Below are 16,709 nucleotides of genomic sequence, written 5' to 3' on the forward strand. Positions count from 1 at the left end.
AGACTCACATCCTCCGGCGTGACCGTGAACGCATCCTCGGAAAGTAGACCCTGATGAAGAAGGGATTAAGACAAGACGAGGGAATCGTAGGCGCTCGCGCCGGACACTCGGAAAGTAGACCCTGATGAAGAAGGGATTAAGACTGGCCTCGCGTCGCCGGGTGGGGTACCGCTTGCCCTCGGAAAGTAGACCCTGATGAAGAAGGGATTAAGACAGAATCTCCGTCGCATATCCGAATCTGACGAAATCTCGGAAAGTAGACCCTGATGAAGAAGGGATTAAGACGATCGATAGTGTTCATTTCCCTTCTCCCGGCAGCTCGGAAAGTAGACCCTGATGAAGAAGGGATTAAGACAAGAAAAAGCGGGGCATGCCGAAGATAAAACTTCTCGGAAAGTAGACCCTGATGAAGAAGGGATTAAGACCCATTGCGGTAGCACCATTAGCTTCAATTTCTCTCGGAAAGTAGACCCTGATGAAGAAGGGATTAAGACCTTTGACCTCGAAAGCGATATCAAACGCATGATTCTCGGAAAGTAGACCCTGATGAAGAAGGGATTAAGACAAAAGGGGGTGCAATGGGAGCAGCCTACCATCCTCGGAAAGTAGACCCTGATGAAGAAGGGATTAAGACAGGAGAGTGGTGGGGCACTGATCGTCCCAGTGCCCTCGGAAAGTAGACCCTGATGAAGAAGGGATTAAGACGGCGGTCAAGCCGCCCGATGTTGGTGGCGAGGCGACTCGGAAAGTAGACCCTGATGAAGAAGGGATTAAGACCATGTTTGCATACCTTTGTTTGTGGCCTTTGTGCTCGGAAAGTAGACCCTGATGAAGAAGGGATTAAGACATGCGTGTCAGACAGATATCTCAGTTCGACCAGCTCGGAAAGTAGACCCTGATGAAGAAGGGATTAAGACAACCAACGATATCAAACGGCGAATTATCGCGGCTCGGAAAGTAGACCCTGATGAAGAAGGGATTAAGACAACCAACGATATCAAACGGCGAATTATCGCGGCTCGGAAAGTAGACCCTGATGAAGAAGGGATTAAGACCGCCTGCACGCCGCCACATAAGCTCACGCTTCGCCCTCGGAAAGTAGACCCTGATGAAGAAGGGATTAAGACGCTCAAGATCCAGATACTTCCGGGGCATTGTCACCTCGGAAAGTAGACCCTGATGAAGAAGGGATTAAGACTCCATCTCGACATCCACTCTCGCGCTTTCTCGCTCGGAAAGTAGACCCTGATGAAGAAGGGATTAAGACGATACCGCTTGCCCTTTTCCTCTTCCATCAGGAAGCTCGGAAAGTAGACCCTGATGAAGAAGGGATTAAGACGGTGTACGGTAGCCGGTATATATGGAGCGCCTCTCGGAAAGTAGACCCTGATGAAGAAGGGATTAAGACAAGTTTTACTCCCGTATCTTTCTCAAAATCCTCCCTCGGAAAGTAGACCCTGATGAAGAAGGGATTAAGACACCGTGAATGCGTCCAGATCGCCTATGGGCACCCTCGGAAAGTAGACCCTGATGAAGAAGGGATTAAGACAACTGCTGGCGGCCAATCTCCTCGGCCTTGGGCTCGGAAAGTAGACCCTGATGAAGAAGGGATTAAGACTCTGCCTGCTCAACCCTATCTGGCCACCAATGCCTCGGAAAGTAGACCCTGATGAAGAAGGGATTAAGACGGATGCGGGCGCACAGATGGCGTTCCTGCCGGGCTCGGAAAGTAGACCCTGATGAAGAAGGGATTAAGACTCTCGTCAAGCAATTCCCGGCGCTCGGCATGGCTCGGAAAGTAGACCCTGATGAAGAAGGGATTAAGACCACCGGGTGTTAGCGACGTGATGTCGCCACGTCCTCGGAAAGTAGACCCTGATGAAGAAGGGATTAAGACACAGCCTTCACAAACCTGCGTGCAAACCCTGGGTGCTCGGAAAGTAGACCCTGATGAAGAAGGGATTAAGACAGCCGCGGGAGTGACAACGGCAGGGCCGGTATGGCTCGGAAAGTAGACCCTGATGAAGAAGGGATTAAGACGGCGCGAACGGCGTACATGGCCGTCAAAAGGGCTCGGAAAGTAGACCCTGATGAAGAAGGGATTAAGACGCAGGCGCTCCATGTAGGTCATGGGCCGGGACCCCTCGGAAAGTAGACCCTGATGAAGAAGGGATTAAGACCCGCCATCCGGGTGGTCCGTGGTCTCCCTGTGTCTCGGAAAGTAGACCCTGATGAAGAAGGGATTAAGACGGCTCAGGATAGTGATGGCACGGGTGGTGAGCCTCGGAAAGTAGACCCTGATGAAGAAGGGATTAAGACTGCCCGGAATAATCCAGGCACACGATTCTTGTCCTCGGAAAGTAGACCCTGATGAAGAAGGGATTAAGACCTGATATGCCGCTGCCAGTGCCAGCTCCAGAACTCGGAAAGTAGACCCTGATGAAGAAGGGATTAAGACAGAAAACCTTATCCTTTTCTGCCGCCGCCTTTCCTCGGAAAGTAGACCCTGATGAAGAAGGGATTAAGACGAATAGCAACCGGGATGCTTTCCGTGGACCGCCCTCGGAAAGTAGACCCTGATGAAGAAGGGATTAAGACGAATATAAGCAAGTAACCTTTGCCAGCGCTCCAACTTGGAAAGTAGACCCTGATGAAAAAAGGATTAAGACCCAACTACCCCGGGTCGGCAGCTGTCAAGGGACTTGTCGCCTGAGAGTACATCGTTATGCAGCTATTTTTAGTGGCTAATCCTTCGTGGGATACTCGGCATTCCGTTTGATGGACCTGTACGGCCATGGCAAGCTTGCCATAGTCGTGCAAGCCTGCCAGCATCGGCTACGCTGAATATCCAAAGACAGAATGGACGCCCTCATGGAACAACGAAGCTATGAAATCACCTTTCTGACGCCCGCCTTTCTTGGCGGTGCCGATCAAGGCGCACGGTGGCGTAGTCCTCCCTTCAAGCAACTACTCCGGGCCTGGTGGCGGGTGGCTTGGGCACAGGATCAGGATTTTCGACTCCATGGCGATGCTGTCAAGAAAATGCGCGCTGCCGAGGGCAGGCTATTCGGGAATGCCTGGCTGAGTGAAGATGAAGGTGGGCATCGCAAGTCAAGGCTTCGATTGAGACTGGATAGTTGGGATCCAGGCAAGCTCAAGGACTGGGAGGGCACGGCCGAAAGGAAGACGCACCACCCCGAAGTAGGGATGGGTGGAAACGGCATGCCGGTCGGCTCCGAACTCTATCTTGGTTATGGTCCGCTCACCCACGATAAGAATAGGCGCTGCACTGTCCTCAAGGGCAACGCCGCCATCCAGGCCGGTGAAACGGCCACCCTGAGGCTGGCGATTCCCGGCGATGACCAGGCCGAAATCCACCGTATTGACCGTGCCATGCACTGGATCGACCGCTTCGGCACGATTGGTGGCCGTTCCCGCAACGGCTGGGGCGCATTACAGGTCCAGGTCAAGACAGGCACGCCATCGGGGCGAAGCACACCGCTGCCACTGGTGCCCTGGGAAAAAGCCCTTGAGACGGAATGGGCTCACGCGGTGGGTGCGGATGACACGGGTCCCCTGATCTGGCAGACCGGTTCGCAAGCCGACTGGCACGGGCTCATGCAGACCTTGGCCGCCATCAAGATCGGTTTTCGCACCCATCTATCTTTCACAACGGGTAAGGGCGCAAAAAAAACGGAACCCCGTCACTGGCTCAGTTATCCCGTCACCAATCACGATGTGCTGGGCTGGAATAACCAGCGTCTGCCCAACAGCATGCGTTTCACGGCACGCAAGGATGCCCAGGGTCGATTGCGCGGCGTGATCTACCACATGCCCATCCGCCCGCCGGCCGAATTCAGGCCCGATGGTCGGGCCTTGTGCAGTGCCTGGGGGAATGTACATGACTTTCTCGACACGCAGTGTCACGGACTGAATCGCATCAAGGAGTAGTGCCGATGACCACCACACTCTGGAAAACCAAACTGGCGGCCCGTATCCATGATCCGGCGGAGAAGGCATTGGTGCTGTTGCGGGATCCCGCCGGGCACGAGGGGGGAACCAGTCGCGTGCTCAAGCGTGACTTGGGCCTGGAGTCCGGTACTGAGGACTTGCCCGCCGATCCGGATGCCCTGGGAGATATCCTGTTTGATCGGCTGGCCGCCGATATTCACCGGGCCGTCAAGCGGGCGGATTGGTGGTCGGCGGCTGCTGATCGCCCCCAGTGGCCGCTTCGGGAGATTGATATCACCACCCGAGACGGAAAGGAAAAGACCCTGGCGGTCGCCGACTACGCCCGGGTGAACTGGGTCAAGCGACCGATACTCAAGCATCCCCTGACCGGCGAAGCCCTCGACCTCAAGGGGCTGCAGGAAACTGATATCCGGGACATCAAGCAGCGCAGCCGCGAGCACTTTCAAGGATTGATCTGTCGTGATGGGGCCGGGAATACCGACTGGCAGCGTACTCTGCTGGCTTTCTGGCGTTTCGGGCCGACACTCAAGGAAACGGCTGATAACCACACCCTGGGTCACCTCTGGCCATTGCTACCCGCCGATACCCGGGTGCCGGATCATTCCATTTGGGATCATCTGGATCTGGCTTCTGCCTTTGCGGGTGCTTTTGCCGGCGACAGCCAGGGCGAGGCAGCCCTGCTGGCCATGAGCATTGGGCCAGTGCAGGAATTCATTGCCAGCGCCCGTTCCACTTCCGACCTGTGGGCCGGTTCCCATCTGCTGTCGCGATTGGCCTGGGAAACCATGCGGGTGATCTGCGAGGAGTTGGGTCCCGATGCCATCCTCTTCCCACGGCTGCGTGGTATTCCGCAGGTGGACCTGTGGCTACGCGACACCATGAATTTGCCCAAGGAATGGTTTGCCGATGAAGCATGGGCAAAAAGGGAAACTGACGCCAATCCTCTGTTCTCCGGCGCACTGCCGAACCGCTTTGTTGCCGTGGTGCCCGCGGAACGGGCAGAGGCGCTAGCGCAGGCAGCGAGTGATCGCGTCCGCCGTTGGCTGGATGACATGGGCCGGCAGGCTGTGGATGCGTTGCTCGATAGTCTCCAGATCAATGCCTCGGATTCACGCGCTCACCGGCAGATGCGCGAGCAGTTGGAGGGATTCCCCGAGGTGCATTGGGCGGCGGTGCCCTTCTCCTTGATCCGTGCCAATGATCGTAAAAGGGACACCGATCTTGATGTGACCAAGCTGTCCGAGGCCATGGCGCCTTTCTTTGACGGTGAAGATGCCCCGGGTTTTCTGGGTAGCCCTGTCTGGCATGCGCTGAGCCGGGCGATGGAAGCTGATGGCATCCGGTTCTTTTCTCCCAACCCGGGGGTGCTTTATCCCGCGGTACACGATCTGGCAGATCGGGTGCTGGCGGCGGCCAAGGCCGTGCGTCCTTTTCAGCAGACCCGGCAGGAAGGCTGGCGTTGTACGCTGTCCGGTGAGGCCGAGCGGCTGGCGCTGGACGATGAAGATTTACAGGAATATCCAGGCCGGACCGGAGACAGCCTGTGGAACCGGGTGGCGGGGCAGAAAAAGAGCTGGGCAAAGCGCGGTGAGCATCTGGCCGGTCTGCCGGCACTCAAACGACTTTGGCCCAGCCTGTTTGCCGCCGAGGTGGCGCAGGCGCTGGGCATGGACAGGGGCCAGGTTCCCCGTTTCGTGGTCTCCACCCACACCATGGCCCTGGCCGGGCAGTTGGAGCGTTGGATGAGCGAAGGGGGGCGCTCGCCTGATACCTCGCTGATGCAAAGACTGGAGGCCGCACCGGCGGTCCCCCTGCCCAGGCGTCTGGCTCGTCAGGCCGTCGGCAAGGGGGATTTCAATATCGCCCGTCGCTTGCCCGGGTTGCTGGAATCCGCCGCCGAGGCGGATCAGGACCAGGCCATGGAGGAAGCGCGCCAGGCAGTGTCCCGTCTGCTGGGTCAGAAGCCGGAGGCCTACTACGCCTTGCTGATGATGGACGGCGATCATATGGGCCGCATCCTGAGCGGTGACCCTGCGCATGCCGTCACCTATCGCGAGAGTTTCCACCCCGATGTTCAGGCGGGCTTCGATCGTCTGGCCGGAAAACATCCGCATATCCGTCGTTACGGCGAGCAAAAACGAGCCTTGTCACCGGGGCGGCACATGGCCATTTCCTCGGCCCTCAATGACTTCACCCTGCATGTGGTGCCCGAAGTCGTGGAAGAGGAGCATCCTGGGCGACTGCTCTATGCCGGTGGGGATGATGTGCTGGCCATGTTGCCGGTGGGTCATCTGTTGCCCGCTATGCGCCGACTGCGTGACGCCTACAGTGGCCGGGGCGAAACCTCTAATTGGCAGAGTGCCCGGCAAAGCCGGAACCTTGTCTTGAGTAACGGCTTTGCCATGCTGCGTGGGCGACTGATGCGCATGATGGGAGAGGGAGCCACCGCTTCCGCTGGGGGGGTGGTGGCACACCACCAGGCACCCCTTACTGCCGTGCGTCGGGCACTGGAGGCCGCGGAAAAACGTGCCAAGAATGAGGGGGGGCGTGATGCATTCAGCCTGACCATCGTCAAGCGCAGTGGTGGGGAGCTGAGTTTTACCGCCAAGTGGGACAGTGTTCCATTGCTGGAGCGCCTGATTGCTTTTCTGGCCGATCCCCGCGTCTCTCGCAGGGCGGTGTATCACAGCCTGCAATGGTTGGCCACGCTGCCTTCCCATCCGCCTGAAGACATGATGGCCGGTTTGCTCTGCTACCAGTTCGAGCGGCAGTGCGCGCACAAGTCGGCTGCCCAGCATCACGACGTTCCCGGTCTGAGTCGGGCCATCGCCGGTTTTGCGCTGGATGGCGAGGCTCCCGTGCGGAAACTCGCCAACTTGTTGGCTATCGCTGAGTTCCTTGCCCGTGAGAGTCGTTCGGGCGCCTCGTCATTCCGGAGTGCTGAACACGGAGAGATCGCACATGCCTGATATTGCGCTGTTCATTCGTCCCTTGGACGTGCTGTCCTTTCGGGGCAACCGCATTTTTGGCGAGGCAGGCAGCTATGGCGTCAGCCAGATGCCGCCTCAGCCATCGGTAGCCGCCGGCGCCCTGCGTTCTGCGCTGATGGTCTCCCGTGGCATCGACCCTCATGCCTTTGCCGAGGGTCGGTTGGAAGACCCCGACCTGGGCCACAGGGATGCGCCAGGGCGCTTCCGGCTCACACACTGGCAACTGGCCCGGCACGATGGCCTGCGGATATCGCCACTGTATCGGCCGCCGTCTGACCTGGTGGCCAAGCGGGATGACGAGGGCGGATTACGCATTGAGCGCGTGCGCCCTCGAACCCGGGGGGCGGGTATCTCCTGCTCCGGCGCTACGCCGGATCTGGCCGTGTTACCTGAATCTTCCCGGGGAAAACCGGTGAGCGGCTATTGGCTGGATGAACAGGGATGGTCCGACTATCTGGCTGGGCAAACGCCGGCTCCGGCTCACTGGATCCCCGGTTCAGAGCTGTGGCAGACGGAAATTCGTACCGGGGTTGGGCTCGAACCTGTCAGGCGCTGTGCCGATGACGGCAAGCTGTTCACCACTCAGGCCATCTCCCTGATGCGTGGTAATGACAGCACGATTGGATTTCTGGCGCGGGTCCACACGGCGGACTGTCCTGCCCGGATCACCCTCCGGCTGGGGGGGGACGGCCATGCTGCTGAGGCAGAGACTGTCGAATGGCAACCCGCGCAAGGTGATTTGCAGGCGATGGCCCAAGCCGGGCATGCCCGCCTGATCCTGACCACGCCGGGATTGTTCACTGAAGGTTGGACGCCGGGCGATGGGGCGGGCGTGATCCGCGCACCGGGTATACGGGGAAGGATTACCTGCGCCGCAGTGCCCCGTGCCGAGATCATATCGGGCTATGACCTGGCCTTGCGCCGTCCGAAGTCGGCCCGGCGGGTCGCTCCGGTAGGCAGTGTGTATTGGGTGGCCTTTGATGAGGTCAGCCCACAAGCCCTGGCTGACTGGTTGGATGCAGGCCTTTGGTCCACGGACAGCCTGGACAGACACCGCCGTGCCGAGGGCTATAACCGCTTTACCCTCGCTATTGTTTGAACATAAAGGCATGACCACGGAGAACACCTAATGTTTATGGAAAAAGCCCCGCTCTTTCTCTACGCCGTCAGTCCGGTGCATGCCGGTGGCGGCCAGGCCACTGGTCTTATCGACAATCCCATTCAGCGTGAATGCCACACGGGTCATCCCTGCATTGCGGGTTCCGGACTCAAGGGTGCGGTTCGTCATGGTTTCGAGCAACTCGGGGGCAAGCGTGAGCACATCGATCCGCTGTTTGGACCGGAGAGCGGTTCCAGCAACCTGCACGCCGGTGCATTGAGTTTTGGCGATGCTCAGACGGTGGCCCTGCCGGTAAGATCCCTCAAAGGGGGCTATGTCTATGCCACCTGTCCGCAGGCATTGGCCCGTGCCCAGCGTTTGCTGGCCCTGTGTCACCAACGGGTCAACTGGTCGATCCCCGAGGTGCCGGAAGGCCATGCCCATCTGGTAAATCCCGCCTGTCTGTCCACGGATCAGGCGCTTCACCTTGAGGCTCATGAGTTTCGTGCCAAGATGTCGCCCGAGGTCCATGCCATTGCCGAGCAACTGGCAGCACTCGCGCTGCCGGCCGACCCGATCCATGACTATTTCCGCAATAAGCTCAGTCAGGATCTGGTGGTGCTCAACGATCACGACTTCTCGCACTTTGCCGAACATGCCATGGTGATCGAACCCCACGTGCGCATTGATCCCAAGACTGGAACAGCCAGCGATGGTGGTCTTTTCTATACCGAAAACCTGCCGCCGGAATCGCTGCTCATCGCCCCCGTGATGGCCGGCGCCACCCGCGGCAGCCATGGTGATTTACCGCTGGATGCCGGGTTCGTCATGGCTAAAGTGCGGGCGGTTCTGCACAGCGATCTGCTGCAGGTGGGGGGCGATGCCACCACCGGACGCGGCCTGCTCATCTGCCACATGCCCGGTTAAGGGGGGAGTCGTCATGGAGACCATTGACCACAAGCGCGCCACAGACGCCTGGCAGGCGGCGCAGGATTACACGAAAGACCATGTGAATGCAGCCAAATCTCTCCCGGCCCTGATCATCAACAGTGGCTTGATGCAGGTACTGGCCTTCTGCCATGACAAGGACAAGGAAAGCGAGGACGTGGCCCGTCGCCTGCGTCGCTGGCTTGCCGGACGATTCGACTGGATTCGAAGCGATGAATTCGAGCCTTTCATGGAAAGCCTGATGAACGCCACACCGGCCCAGTTTCGGGATGTCAATCGCGAGGCCATGGCCTGGCTCAAGTGGTTGCGTCAGGTTGCTCCGGCCCGTCAGAAGGGAGGTGTCTGACATGCCCCGTGCCGCCGTACCTGATTATCTGGGTCAGCACTTCAAGACCCTATTGGGGGAAGCCTCCCCCGGTATGCGATTTGGCATGTATCTCCCGATCTGGACGTCGCGGGATGAACAGAATTCCAAGGAGCCCGTTTGGAGTAAGAATGATTCCGCGGCACTTAAAGCATGGGAAACCATCACGGCACTTGGATCGGATGATCGGAGGCGCATGAGGGCTTTGGCCGACCGTCAGGATGGGCTTATTGCACAGCTTGCGGACAGCGATCGTCTCAGCGTCGATGCCATCGGTATTGCCCCGTTTGTCACCGGCATGGGCAACGAGCACCCTCTGGAAAATGGTTTTGCATTTCTCAATCCCCACGGCCTGCCTTATCTGCCCGGCAGTGGTATCAAGGGGGTGCTGCGGGCCGCCGCCGAGGAGTTGGCGGGTGATCCGCGCCGTGACTGGAGACCCGAGAATACCTTTGGCTGGGACCAGATGTTCGACACCAGCCAGAAGGAGCGCCGCTCCGCCATTGAGCTGTTGTTCGGCCACGATCCACAGGATGGACAGAAAGCGGATGCGCCCCTGTTTCGTGGACTGCTGGATATCTGGGACGTCATACCCAGGCTGGACAAGGGCAGCAACCTGATGGTCGAGGTCATGACACCCCATCAGAAGGAGTACTACGAAGGCAAGGCTACCCCCCATGACTCCGGGCAACCCATCCCCATTAAATTCCTGGCCGTCCCACCGGGTGCCCGCTTTACCTTTCATCTGCGAATCGACCGGGCACGCATGCAATCCCTGGGGGTGACGGATACCTTGGGTAAGGTCTGGCAGGATCTCATGCGGGCGGCCTTTGACCATGCGTTTGAGTGGCTCGGTTTTGGTGCCAAGACCAGCCTGGGTTATGGCGCCATGGCCATTGATTCCAGTGCCTCCGAGACTCGACGGGAGAAGCAAAAGGCGCAGGCCGAACAACGTGCCGCGGCAGCAGAGTCAGCCTTGCTGGAAAGCCTGTCAGAAGAGGACCGCGAGCGGCATGAGGCAGAAAAACGGATCGCAGCCTTTCGTGCCTGTACCCAGGAGGCCCGCAAGCAGCCCTATCAACCCGGTGGCGTATACGATCAGGAGCGAAATGATTTCATCAAGGTCGTCACCCAGTGGGATGATCCGGGTCTGCGCGGCATGGCCGCCGATGCCCTGGTGGAGAGCTTTGATAAACAGTGGGGTGCGAGCAGTAGGAAAATCAGAGACCTGAAAGCAGTGATCAACTCACTGCGGGGCGAATGACTGGAAGGCAATCAGACGCGAGGCCTCCTTGCCTCCCTGGCCGTTTCCCTTGCCGGCCTCGCGTCTGGATTGGAAATGTACCAGGGCGCCATGCCCGTGTGCCAAACGGCAAGCTTGCCGTTTGGCAGGGATGAAGCCTTGCCCCGAGCGGAAGTCCTGGCCAGACAAACCAGTCCCGGCTCTCCGGTCAAGGGGTGGTGACGCTTGACGTTATTAGTGCGTCGCGTCATGATCATCCCGATGATTATCTCATTCAGGTGTAAGGATACCGAGAAGCTGGCAAGTGGTGGCCGTGTGAGGCGGTTTGTCAATTTTGAGCGCGTCGCCTTGAGGAAGATTCGGCAACTGCAGGCTGCAGGCCGGCTGGACGATCTTAAAGTACCGCCCGGTAATATGCTGGAGCCGTTGTCTGGTGATCGCCAGGGGCAACACAGCATTCGAATCAACAAGCAGTTCCGGGTGTGTTTCCGCTGGACCAGCGCAGGAGCGGAAGATGTAGAAATTGTTGATTACCATTAGGAGGTAAACCATGCGCACGATTGATGCCGTAACGCCAGGGGAACTACTGAAAGAAGAGTTTCTAGACCCCATGGGCATTTCTCAGTATCGATTGGCCAAGGAAATTGGCGTGCCCGCTCAGAGAATCGGCCAGATCATTGCCGGAAAGCGCTCGATAACCGCGGACACTGACTTGCGTCTCTGCCGTTTCTTTGGGTTGTCGAATGGCTATTGGCTGCGGGCGCAGGTGGCCTATGACACCGAGGTTGCAGAAGATGTCCTTAAGGATCAGTTGAAGAGTATTCGTCCTTGGAACTCTGTGTCAGAAAATTGCTCAACCCCAATGGTTGAGCATGGGAAGTTCTGAATCAGTGGTTCCCGCCCAAGCGGGAATCCAGTCATAGGCCGGAGATTATGGACTCCCGCCTTCGCAGGAGTGACGGTGGGGGGCTTGTTGGGTGTTTCCCCCATGCCACGGTCTTTCTTGATGGGCCTGATCCGGTTTTTATCTCAAGCTTGCCATTTGGTATCGCCCCTGTCCCATCACCGTGCCCGCGCCGGCATGAATGAACTGCCCCAGCCAGAGATACGGCCAGAAGGGTTCGATGCCTTCGTGGGGGAGGGTCAGTTGTCCGGTGAGTCCGTCCATGTTGACGTGGGCTTTCTGGCGCGATGAGTAGCGCTGCCAGCTCTGCCACTGCAGCCGGGCATGATCTGCTTGCCATGGGTGCCATGCCCGGGCGGCCTGGGTGAGTTGGGCGAAATCGGTGTCCAGGGGCGTGTCGGTGTGAAAGTAACTGAGCATGGAGACGCGCCGAAGCAGATTGGAGAACAGGTCGGCAAAGTGAAATTCATCCGGCTGTACGGTGTGTCCATCGCGCTTGAGTCGCAGGGGGGTGTGCAGCGTCAGTGTGATCGGTTGTTTCGGCGTTGCCGGGATGGAGGGCGTGAGCGCCGGCAGGGTCTGGACGGGTTGTCCCGGTATGAAGATGGTTTGCAAATCCATGGCATCGACCGTGACGGCCTGATCCACCCGGATCAGTTCAAGAGCGCCCCTGGTCTTGCCGATCCCGTTGCGGGCCCCCAGGGACAGGGCATGGATGACATAGGGCAGGTGACGATTGCCCTGGCCGATGAGTGTGAGATCCAGGGGATATTCGTCCCCGGGTGACAACTGATGCGGGCCGTCGGGTGGACTGAGTACGAAGGGGTGGGGGGCCGCGGTGTATTTTCGCATCTTTCCGGCGCTGGGCGGCGGCGGGGTCTCGAAGATGTAGGCGTGGGCGCAGGCATGCAGCAGCATGCAGGATCTGCAATGGGGTTGACGGGTTACGCAGACGGCCTTCTTGAGGGCATGACCGAGGGTGCCCCGCCAGGTGGAGCCGGCAAATCGGGGTAGTGTGACCGGGGTGTGTGCCTGGAACAACAGCCGGTAACGGGCCAAGGGCAGTTTGATGGTCTGTGACGTCATTGGGCCGGATTGCTGCGTGGTGGATGGGTCATCATGGCTCATGGGGCTATTTCCTTGCCTCCGGACAGGGTTTGCGGACGGCTTCGTATTCTTCCAGCCGTGCCCCCAGCCGTTCCAGTGTCTCGGCGGATAATTCCTGTCCTCTCAGTTCCGGGGGCAGCGACAGGCTCAGGTGAAGATAGCGGCCGCCCCGTTCGCAGACCCGGGCCACCAGGTTGATGGGCAGGGTGCCGATGACGGTGTCACCGGGATGGACGAGTTCGATCTCCAGATGATCCAGGGTGCGATCCACGGGGATACCCCGCCTGGCGGCCCAGGTCACGGCGCCGGGGTGGCGGCTGATGAAATAGGTGTTGCCCATGGTGTGCAGACTCCGATGTGGAAGGTGTCCGCATAAGTTTAAGCAGTTTGGTCCTTATCTTGGCCCCGGCAAGCTTGCCTTTCTCGCAAGTCGGGGCACCTATTTTCTTCAATTGGGGTGTCTGTTTTCGTCACTCCCGCAAATATTTCGTCACTCCCGCGAAGGCGGGAGTCCAGGGTTTTCACTCCGTGGCCTGGATTCCCGCTTTCGCGGGAATGACGTGTTGGGGGCGTCTCCGGGGATGACGTGTCTGGGGGGCGTCTCCGGGCATGACGTTTTCGGAAGTGGCGTTCGTAAAGTGCTTGCCGCCCTCAGAACACCACCAGCATTCCCGCCAGCAGCAGGGCCACGCCGGAGCCGGCGGCGGCGCTGCCGTAGCAGGCCAGCATCATCTTTTTCGAGGCGGGTATGCCAAGGTCATGCAGGGTGTGGTAGATGCGGTGGGCGCCGTGGAACAGGAACAGGCTGATGACCACCGCCAGGCCCAGGGCCGGCAGGGGATGGCCGAACAGGCTGCGCAGGCTGTCGTAATGCATGGCGTCGGGACCAAAACCCAGGCCCATGGGGACGAGGATGCCGATGATCAGGACCAGCATGGTGCCCAGCAGGGCGGCAAAGACGCCACCGGCGCCGAACAGGGACCAGACGATGGGTTCGTGGGAACGGGCTCTCATCACAGAAACCTCATGGCAAGCACCAGAAGGACCAGGGAGGCGATGCCCCAGGCCCAGAGGGCGGCGCGGAAGATCATCCGGTCAGGGATCGACCGGCCCCGGAATCGCATCGGGGGTGTGGTCAGGGGCATGACCTTGAACCAGGTCCAGGCATGGAAGGCGAAGGCCGCCAGGGCCGCCAGATGGAAGATCACCGACACTGGCGATTGCAAAAAGCCCCGCCACAGGTTGAAGGCGGTTTCTCCCAGCACCAGGCAGACCATGCCGGCGAGCAGGAACAGGGCATAGGCCGCCACCATCACGCTGGTGCCTTCCCGCAGCAGGTAGCGGCGGTAGGCGGGGTGTCGCATCCACCAGCGGTTCATGGGGCGGACGTAGGTCTTGGGTGCAGGCGTCATCACGAACCCCTCCCGAAGGGCGCCAGAAAGCGCAGGAAGTAATCCTGGGTGCTGTTGATCTTGTTGCGGTTGATGGCCCGGGCCGGGTCCACGTGCTTGGGGCAGACTTCCGAACACAGGCCCACCAGGGTACAGCCCCAGACGCCTTCCTCGGCATTCACCACCTCCATGCGGGTTTTTTGTCCGGCATCCCGGGAGTCGGCGTTGTAGCGGGCCAGCAGGGCCAGGGCGGCCGGTCCGGTGAACGCATTGTTGAGGCCGTACTGGGGGCAGGCGGCGTAGCAGAGCAGGCAGTTGATGCACTGGGCATACCCCAGGTAGTCCTCGATCTGCCGGGGTGTTTGCAGGTTGGGGCCGTCCTCCGGGGTGAGCGGCTGGGCCGGGACCAGGTAGGGCGTGACGGATTCCAGCTTGCCCAGGAAGTCGCTCTGGTCGATGACCAGATCCTTGACGATGGGGAAGTGCTCCAGGGGTTCCACCCGGATGCGGGCCGGGTAGTAGTCCCGCAGGAAGCTCTGGCAGCTCAGGATGGGCTGGTGGTTGACCATGCAGCCGCAGCTGCCGCAGATGGCCATGCGACAGGACCAGCGGAAGGTGAGGCTGCCGTCCAGGTGGTCCTTGATGTATTGCAGTCCTTCCAGCACCGACATCTCGTCGGTGAAGGGGACCTCATAGGTCCGGTAATGGGGGGCCTGGTCCTGCTCGGGATCATAACGCAGGCACTCGATCATGATGGTGCGGGTCTGGCTCACGGTATCCCCCGGCTATGACTGGTTCTGGGCGCCGCCGCCGTAGACCCGCGCCCTGGGCTGGGAGCGGGTGATGGTGACCGGGCTGTGGGTCACACGGGGCGGGGCGTCGCCCTGGCTATGGATGAGGGAATGACACAAAAAGCGTTCGTCGTCCCGGGCCTCGAAACCGTCGATGCGCATGTGGGCGCCGCGGGATTCCTGTCGCAGCAGGGCGGCATGGGCCATGGCCTCGGCCACCTGCAGGGTATGGCCCAGTTCGATGGCGGTGAGCCATTCGGTGTTGAAGGCACGGCCCCGGTCATCCAGGGCCACTCCGGCCCGGAACTGTTCCCGCAGCTCCGCCAGTTGTTCGCAGGCCTGTGCCATGCGCGGCCCTTCGCGGACGATGCCGACGCCGGCTTCCATGATCTCGTGCAGGCGTTGGCGCAGCCGGGCCACCCGGGTGCCGCCTTCCCGGCGCAGCATGTCCAGATGCACGGCGGCCCGGCTTTCGGCCTGGGCCTGGAGCGCGGCGGAGGCGGCAGGGGTTTCACGGGCATGGCGGGCGGCGGACAGGCCGGCGGCGCGGCCGAAGACCAGCAGTTCGGCCAGGGAGTTGGAGCCCAGGCGATTGGCGCCATGGATGCCCACGCTGCTGCATTCGCCGGCGGCGTAGAGGCCGGGCAGCGGCGTGGCGCCATGGACATCGCAGAGTACGCCACCCATGGTGTAGTGCACGGCGGGCCGCACCGGAATGGGGGCGGTGACCGGGTCCACGGCGGCAAAGGTGCGGGCCAGTTCGCAGATCATGGGCAGGCGTTCCATGATCTTCTTCTCCCCCAGGTGGCGCAGGTCCAGATGGACCGCCGTGCCGTGGGGGGTCTGCAGGGTCCGGCCGGCCTGGTCCTCGTGCCAGAAGGCCTGGGACAGGCGATCCCGGGGCCCCAGTTCCATGGCACGGGGGCGGGGCCACGGGTCCAGGGGACCCAGGCCGTAGTCCTGCAGGTAGCGGTGGCCGTCCTTGTTGAGCAGGATGCCGCCCTCGCCGCGGCAGCCTTCGGTCATGAGAATGCCGCTGCCGGGCAGGGCGGTGGGGTGCCACTGCACGAACTCCATGTCCCGCAGGGGGACGCCCTGGGCGTAGGCCATGCCCATGCCCTCGCCGGTGACGATGCCGGCATTGGTGTTCTGGCCGAAGACCCGGCTGGCGCCGCCGGTGGCCAGCACCGCCGACTTGCACTGGAACAGCACCGGTTCGCCGGTGGCGATGCACAGGGCCAGCACGCCCTGCAGGCGACCGTCTTCCACCAACAGATCGGTACAGAAGAACTCGTCATGGCGCCGGATGGCGGGGAACTGCAGCGAGGTCTGGAACAGGGTGTGGAGGATGTGAAAGCCGGTCTTGTCGGCGGCAAACCAGGTGCGGGGGGATTTCATGCCGCCGAAGAAGCGCACGTTGATGCTGCCGTCGTCCCGGCGACTCCAGGGACAGCCCCATTGTTCCAGCTGGATCATCTCCCGGGTGCACTGGCCGACGAAGTACTCCACCACGTCCTGCTCACAGAGCCAGTCGCCGCCGGAGACGGTGTCGTCGAAATGCTTGTCCAGACTGTCATCCGGGTGAATCACCCCGGCGGAGCCGCCTTCGGCGGCGACGGTGTGACTGCGCATGGGGACGACCTTGGAAACCAGGGCCACGGAAAGCCCCGGGGCTTCCTGTGCCACGGCGATGGCGGCCCGGAGTCCGGCACCTCCGCCGCCGATGATGACCACGTCGGACTGGATGACCTGCATGGAATGATCCCGTTGTGAAGGGTTTGGAGACACTTTAGCAGGATTCCTCGCGGCCACACTTCCAGCCAGATCAAAAAAGGCATAAGATCCCGCCGCCGCGTCCTGCGGTGTATGAGTCGGTCGTCTTTTTACCTCTTTTTCAGGA

The 16,709-nt window shown here is 60.4% G+C and carries 14 protein-coding genes and 1 CRISPR repeat array (1 of these 15 running past the window's edge); of the genes, 8 read left to right on the forward strand and 6 right to left on the reverse strand.

Annotated features, from left to right (window positions below; all coding sequences use genetic code 11):
* A CRISPR array of direct repeats spans positions 1-2,669; the repeat unit is 37 nt; unit sequence CTCGGAAAGTAGACCCTGATGAAGAAGGGATTAAGAC; it begins 1,573 nt to the left of the window's first position.
* 202 nt (positions 2,670-2,871) lie between these two features.
* From ACLF6L_RS05910 to ACLF6L_RS05945, 8 genes are all read left to right on the forward strand, one after another.
* Positions 2,872-3,951, forward strand: coding sequence for an RAMP superfamily CRISPR-associated protein (locus ACLF6L_RS05910; RefSeq protein ID WP_238623407.1), 1,080 nt, complete (start codon positions 2,872-2,874; stop codon positions 3,949-3,951).
* Positions 3,952-3,956: 5 nt separating this feature from the next.
* Complete coding sequence (gene cas10, locus ACLF6L_RS05915; protein ID WP_412852567.1) at positions 3,957-6,941, forward strand: type III-B CRISPR-associated protein Cas10/Cmr2; 2,985 nt, start codon at positions 3,957-3,959, stop codon at positions 6,939-6,941.
* Positions 6,934-8,061, forward strand: coding sequence for a type III-B CRISPR module-associated Cmr3 family protein (locus ACLF6L_RS05920; RefSeq protein ID WP_238623405.1), 1,128 nt, complete (start codon positions 6,934-6,936; stop codon positions 8,059-8,061). Before cas10 ends, ACLF6L_RS05920 begins: the two co-directional genes overlap by 8 nt.
* A gap of 36 nt (positions 8,062-8,097) precedes the next feature.
* Positions 8,098-8,988 carry a type III-B CRISPR module RAMP protein Cmr4 gene (cmr4, locus tag ACLF6L_RS05925; protein ID WP_238623404.1) on the forward strand — a complete coding sequence of 297 codons (891 nt, stop codon included), beginning with the start codon at positions 8,098-8,100 and terminating at the stop codon, positions 8,986-8,988.
* A 13-nt stretch (positions 8,989-9,001) separates the two neighbouring features.
* Complete coding sequence (locus tag ACLF6L_RS05930; protein WP_238623403.1) at positions 9,002-9,355, forward strand: type III-B CRISPR module-associated protein Cmr5; 354 nt, start codon at positions 9,002-9,004, stop codon at positions 9,353-9,355.
* Positions 9,356-9,569: 214 nt separating this feature from the next.
* Entirely contained in the window at positions 9,570-10,637 is a 1,068-nt protein-coding gene (gene cmr6, locus ACLF6L_RS05935; RefSeq protein ID WP_412852568.1) for a type III-B CRISPR module RAMP protein Cmr6, read from the forward strand.
* 228 nt (positions 10,638-10,865) lie between these two features.
* Complete coding sequence (locus ACLF6L_RS05940; RefSeq protein ID WP_412852569.1) at positions 10,866-11,156, forward strand: type II toxin-antitoxin system RelE/ParE family toxin; 291 nt, start codon at positions 10,866-10,868, stop codon at positions 11,154-11,156.
* A gap of 10 nt (positions 11,157-11,166) precedes the next feature.
* On the forward strand, positions 11,167-11,502 hold the full coding sequence (locus ACLF6L_RS05945) for a HigA family addiction module antitoxin (protein ID WP_238623547.1): 336 nt from the start codon (positions 11,167-11,169) through the stop codon (positions 11,500-11,502).
* A gap of 138 nt (positions 11,503-11,640) precedes the next feature.
* Here the strand turns inward: ACLF6L_RS05945 and cas6 are convergent, their stop codons facing one another.
* The 6 genes from cas6 to frdA form a co-directional block, all read right to left on the reverse strand.
* Positions 11,641-12,648, reverse strand: a complete 1,008-nt coding sequence (cas6, locus tag ACLF6L_RS05950) for a CRISPR system precrRNA processing endoribonuclease RAMP protein Cas6 (protein WP_238623546.1) — start codon at positions 12,646-12,648, stop codon at positions 11,641-11,643.
* A 4-nt stretch (positions 12,649-12,652) separates the two neighbouring features.
* Entirely contained in the window at positions 12,653-12,967 is a 315-nt protein-coding gene (csx16, locus tag ACLF6L_RS05955; RefSeq protein ID WP_238623545.1) for a CRISPR-associated protein Csx16, read from the reverse strand.
* Between the two features lie 311 nt (positions 12,968-13,278).
* Positions 13,279-13,641, reverse strand: coding sequence for a fumarate reductase subunit FrdD (gene frdD, locus ACLF6L_RS05960; protein ID WP_238616627.1), 363 nt, complete (start codon positions 13,639-13,641; stop codon positions 13,279-13,281).
* Positions 13,641-14,039 (reverse strand): fumarate reductase subunit C, encoded by a 399-nt coding sequence (locus tag ACLF6L_RS05965; RefSeq protein WP_412852570.1) that lies wholly within the window; start codon positions 14,037-14,039, stop codon positions 13,641-13,643. Before ACLF6L_RS05965 ends, frdD begins: the two co-directional genes overlap by 1 nt.
* Positions 14,039-14,791 (reverse strand): succinate dehydrogenase/fumarate reductase iron-sulfur subunit, encoded by a 753-nt coding sequence (locus tag ACLF6L_RS05970; protein WP_008933156.1) that lies wholly within the window; start codon positions 14,789-14,791, stop codon positions 14,039-14,041. The genes ACLF6L_RS05965 and ACLF6L_RS05970 overlap by 1 nt, the downstream gene beginning before the upstream one ends.
* Positions 14,792-14,803: 12 nt before the next feature.
* Positions 14,804-16,564: a fumarate reductase (quinol) flavoprotein subunit gene (frdA, locus tag ACLF6L_RS05975; protein WP_412852571.1), complete on the reverse strand. Its 1,761-nt coding sequence runs from the start codon at positions 16,562-16,564 to the stop codon at positions 14,804-14,806.
* Between the last annotated feature and the right edge of the window lie 145 nt (positions 16,565-16,709).

Origin of the sequence: Ectothiorhodospira shaposhnikovii (assembly GCF_047222355.1) — a bacterium.
Lineage (GTDB): Bacteria > Pseudomonadota > Gammaproteobacteria > Ectothiorhodospirales > Ectothiorhodospiraceae > Ectothiorhodospira.